The following is a 3,906-nucleotide window of genomic DNA, read 5'->3' on the forward strand; positions in this document are numbered from 1 at the left end:
TGGCGCTCGCCGCCGCCCGGCCGAGGCGGCGCCGAGCGCCACGGCGAGATCGAGGTCGTCGCTGTCGAGCGCGACCGGCGCGCGGGCCTCCTGCCAGGCGCCGATCTGATCGACCAGCCGGCGGCGCAGATGCGCGGGCTTCATCGTGCCGCCGTTGAACAGCACGGCGTCGACGGGCGGGCGTCCGGCCAGGAAGGCGGCGAGATGGCGGGTGACGGCGGGATCGGCCGCGTAGGGCAGGCCGAACTCCTTCACGGCGCCGGCGGTGCGCTTCGGCTTGGCGGTCGCCCAGCAGTCCGGGAAGAAGCCGTCGATCAGCAGCGTGTCGAGTTCGGCCCGGGTCAGCGTCGCCGAGAGTGCGCCGGCGAGCAGCCCCGAGCCGCGGCCCGGCACCGACACCGGGAAGGCCTCGTCGGGCGGGCCGTCGCTCGACAGCACACGCTCCTTGAGGGCCCGGCAGGCGGCGATCAGATGGTCCCACTGGCGCGCCGACAGCTCGCGCGGCGCCGTCGGGACCACGCCCGTGCCGGCGCCGAAGCGCGGCGCCAGCAGATGCGCGATGGCGAGGTCGATGTTGTCGCCGCCGAGCAGGATGTGGTCGCTGACCGCGATGCGCTCGATCGCCGGGGCGCCGCCGTCCTGGGGAGGCGTCACGGAGAACAGCGAAAAGTCCGAGGTGCCGCCGCCGATGTCGACGACCAGCACGTGGCGGGGCGCGGCGCCCGTCGTGCCGGCTTCCGCGTCGCTGCCGGCGAGCGCCTGCCAGGCGGCGTCGCCTGCGGCGTGGCGGTCGAGCCAGCGATAGAACGCCGCCTGCGGCTCCTCCAGGAGCCGTACATGTGCCGGGAAGCCGGCCTCGCGCGCGGCATCGAGCGTGAGGGTCTGGGCGGCGGCGTCGAACGACGCCGGCACCGTGACGGTGATGTCCTGGGCGTCGAACGCGAAGCTCGCGCCGCGGTCGACGAAGCGCCGGTTCCAGGCGGCGCGCAGATGGGCGAGGATCAGGGCCGAGGCGGCGACGGGCGAGATCTTCTCGGCCTCGCCGAGCTCGTCCGAGCCCCACGGCAGGAAACGCGCGGTGCGGTCGGCGCCGTGATGGCACAGCCAGGATTTTGCGGAGTGCGCGACCCGGCCCGGCACCTCGCCGGCGCGGCGTTGCGCCAGCCGACCGACGATCCAGTCGCCGGTGTCGCCGCGCCATTGTCCTTGCGCCGTCACCTGCGCCGCGACGGCCGCTTCGGGGCGGTAGAGGAAAGACGGCAGCGTCGGCGCGTCCACCTCGGTCGCCGGGGTGTCGCGCTGCGGCACCGCCAGCACGGCGGCCTCGCGATCGTCGCCGAGCGGCGCGAAGGCGAGCACCGAGTTCGAGGTGCCGAGATCGATGCCGATGCAGAACCGAGGCTGGGCCATCGCGATACTTTCACACGATCACTTCCGCCCTCGTCCTGAGGAGCCCGCGCAGCGGGCGTCTCGAAGGGCGGGGCGGCCACGTCGAAGCGGTGGCCTCATGGTTCGAGACGCGCTCCTGCGGAGCGCTCCTCACCATGAGGCGCGAGGCCTTCGTCACTCCGTCCGCACCACGAACTCGACCTTCCAGCGGCGGTCGGAGTTGGTGTGCTTCATCCACAGCTCGAGCTTGCCGAGCTCGGTGACGACGGCGTTGATCTGCACCGGCACGGCCTGGCCGGGCGGGATGTCGCCGGCGGCGGCGAGGTCGACCTCGAGCGAGGCGATCTCCAGGAGCTCGCGCTCGGCGTTGGGCACGATCTGGCCCGGCACGTCGCCCGACCGCACCTCCGACGAGAAGAAGCGGAATTCGGCCGTCTCGCCGGTGACGAGGGCGAGGTCGCGACCCTGGATCAGCGCCTCGGTGCCTTCCTCCATGCCCTGCGGCACGACGCACAGCGCCTTGAGGGGTGGGCTGAAGCCCGGCACGGCCGGCATCGAGGTCTCGAGCCCGATGTAGTAGGAGCGCGAGGCGCCGGCGCGGATGCGCAGGCCCTTGCCGGTGATGCGGTTGCGCCCGTATTCGGCGGCGCCCTTGGCGACCGCGAGGTCGGGCTGATCGCCGGCGAGCTCGCGCACCGCGGCGCCCCCGGTCCACGACGCGAGCAGATCGAGCAGCCGCTTGCGCACCGGCGCCGACTTGAACACGCCGCCGTTGAACAGCACGGCGGTCGGCGCGATGAACGGACGTGACAGCGCGTCGGCGCCGACCAGCGCCTGCAAGGCCTCGCTCGCCTCGACGTTCTCGCGGCTGCGCGTGAGGAACCGGGCGAGGTGCTTGCTGATCACCGGATCGGACGCATAGGGCAGCCCGAACTCCTGCAGGCCGGTGCGCCGCGTCGTGCGGGGCAGATCGTCGATCGCGGTGAGCGGGAAGAAGCCGTCGACCACGACGCGCGCCAGCGTCGCGCGGTCGAGCGTCACCGACAGCGTCTTGCCGAGCAGGCTGGAGCCGCGGCCCGGGACCGAGATCGGGAATTCCTGGAGCGCATCGTCCTCGAACAGGGCGATCTTGCCGCGGCCCGCCATGTGGGAGAGGGCGAGGAACTGGGTGTCGCCGAGCGTCTTGCCGGCGTCCTCGAGCACGGCGCGCAGCGTGTAGGCGAGCGCCAGATCCATGTTGTCGCCGCCGAGCAGGATGTGCTCGCCGACGCTGATGCGCTCGAGGTCGAGCACGCCGTCCTTCTCGGCGATCGCGATCAGGCTGAAGTCGGCCGTGCCGCCGCCGATGTCGCAGACCAGCACGATGTCGCCGGGCCGCACCTGGCTGCGCCAGTCCTTCCCGGTCTGCGCCGTCCAGGCGTAGAAGGCGGCGAGCGGCTCCTCCAGCAGCACCACGTCGCCGAAGCCGGCGGCGGCCGCCGCGTCGGCCGTCATGTTGCGGGCGACATCGTCGAACGACGCCGGCACGGTGAGCACGACCTGGGTGTCGGCGAGCGCGATGCCCTTTGGCGCCATCGTCACCGCGACGCTCTCGCGGAGATGGGCGAGGCAGCGGCGCGCGCAGTCGAAGGCCGAGAGCTTGGTCTCGGCGATCTCCGAGCCCCACGGCAGCACCGGCTGGCGCGGATCGATGTGCGGGTTCGAAAGCCACGACTTCGCCGAGGTGATCAGCCGGTCCGGCACCAGGGCGCCGTGGTCGCGGGCGAAGCGGCCGACGACGACCGGATCGCTGTCCTTCTTGGATCGCCAGGGCAGCGGGAACGCGTCCTTCGGGAACTCGTCCGGATGCGGGATGTAGAGGGCGGACGGCAGCGTCGCCGCCTCGCCGATCTGGTTCGGCCCGAGGATCTGGGTGACGGCGACGACGTCGCTGCCGGCGCCGTCCGCTTCGGCGAGCGCCATGGCGCTGTTGGTGGTGCCGAGATCGATGCCGAGGCTGTAGCGCGGGGTCGGGTTCGTCATGGCAAGAAATCCATGGAATGATCTTTTTCAAATCGCGACCGGCGAGCGGCGCGGCGCCGATGATGCCGCAGTCCGGGGCCGCCGCAGCAGGCGCGGCCGTGGCCGCTACGAGAGCTCGACCTCGGCCGGCGCGATGGTCGGCAGCCGGTCGGTGGTGCGGATCAGCCGCGGCAGCTCGACCCGCTCGACCCGCCAGCCGTGATGGACGAGCGTGCCGGTGAACGGCGCCTGCCCGGTGATCTTGCCGACCAGCCGATAATCGTCGGCCGCGTAGCCGGTCGGGACGACGACCTTGTCGCCCTCGCTCTCGCTGCGGATCGGCTTGACGACGAGATGCTCGGCGAGCGCCGCCTTGCAGCCCTCGTGGACGACGCGGGCCGCGGCGCCGACCTGGGCGTCCGAGTAGCCGGTGATGTCGTCCATCAGGAAGTCGACGAGGCGGCCCTTCTCCTGCAGCACGGCGAGGAAGCTCACCACCTCGGCCTCGTGCCGGTT

Annotated in this window: 3 protein-coding genes; all 3 read right to left on the minus strand. The window is 72.4% G+C overall.

The window, feature by feature from the left end; all coding sequences use genetic code 11:
* Positions 1-1,410 (minus strand): Hsp70 family protein (locus tag CCR97_RS27970; protein ID WP_201160092.1); only part of this gene is annotated, 1,410 nt, incomplete at its 3' end.
* Between the two features lie 153 nt (positions 1,411-1,563).
* Entirely contained in the window at positions 1,564-3,411 is a 1,848-nt protein-coding gene (locus CCR97_RS27975) for an Hsp70 family protein (RefSeq protein WP_111359931.1), read from the minus strand.
* 105 nt (positions 3,412-3,516) lie between these two features.
* A partial coding sequence (locus CCR97_RS27980; protein ID WP_201160093.1) for a DUF2760 domain-containing protein occupies positions 3,517-3,906 on the minus strand: 390 nt, incomplete at its 5' end.

This window comes from Rhodoplanes elegans, from assembly GCF_016653355.1.
Classification (GTDB): Bacteria; Pseudomonadota; Alphaproteobacteria; order Rhizobiales; family Xanthobacteraceae; genus Rhodoplanes; species Rhodoplanes elegans.

What these genes read in the sequence shown, in the direction of transcription:
- CCR97_RS27975 (WP_111359931.1), bottom strand. Translation starts at nt 3,411, where the DNA reads ATGACGAACCCGACCCCGCGCTACAGCCTCGGCATCGATCTCGGCACC.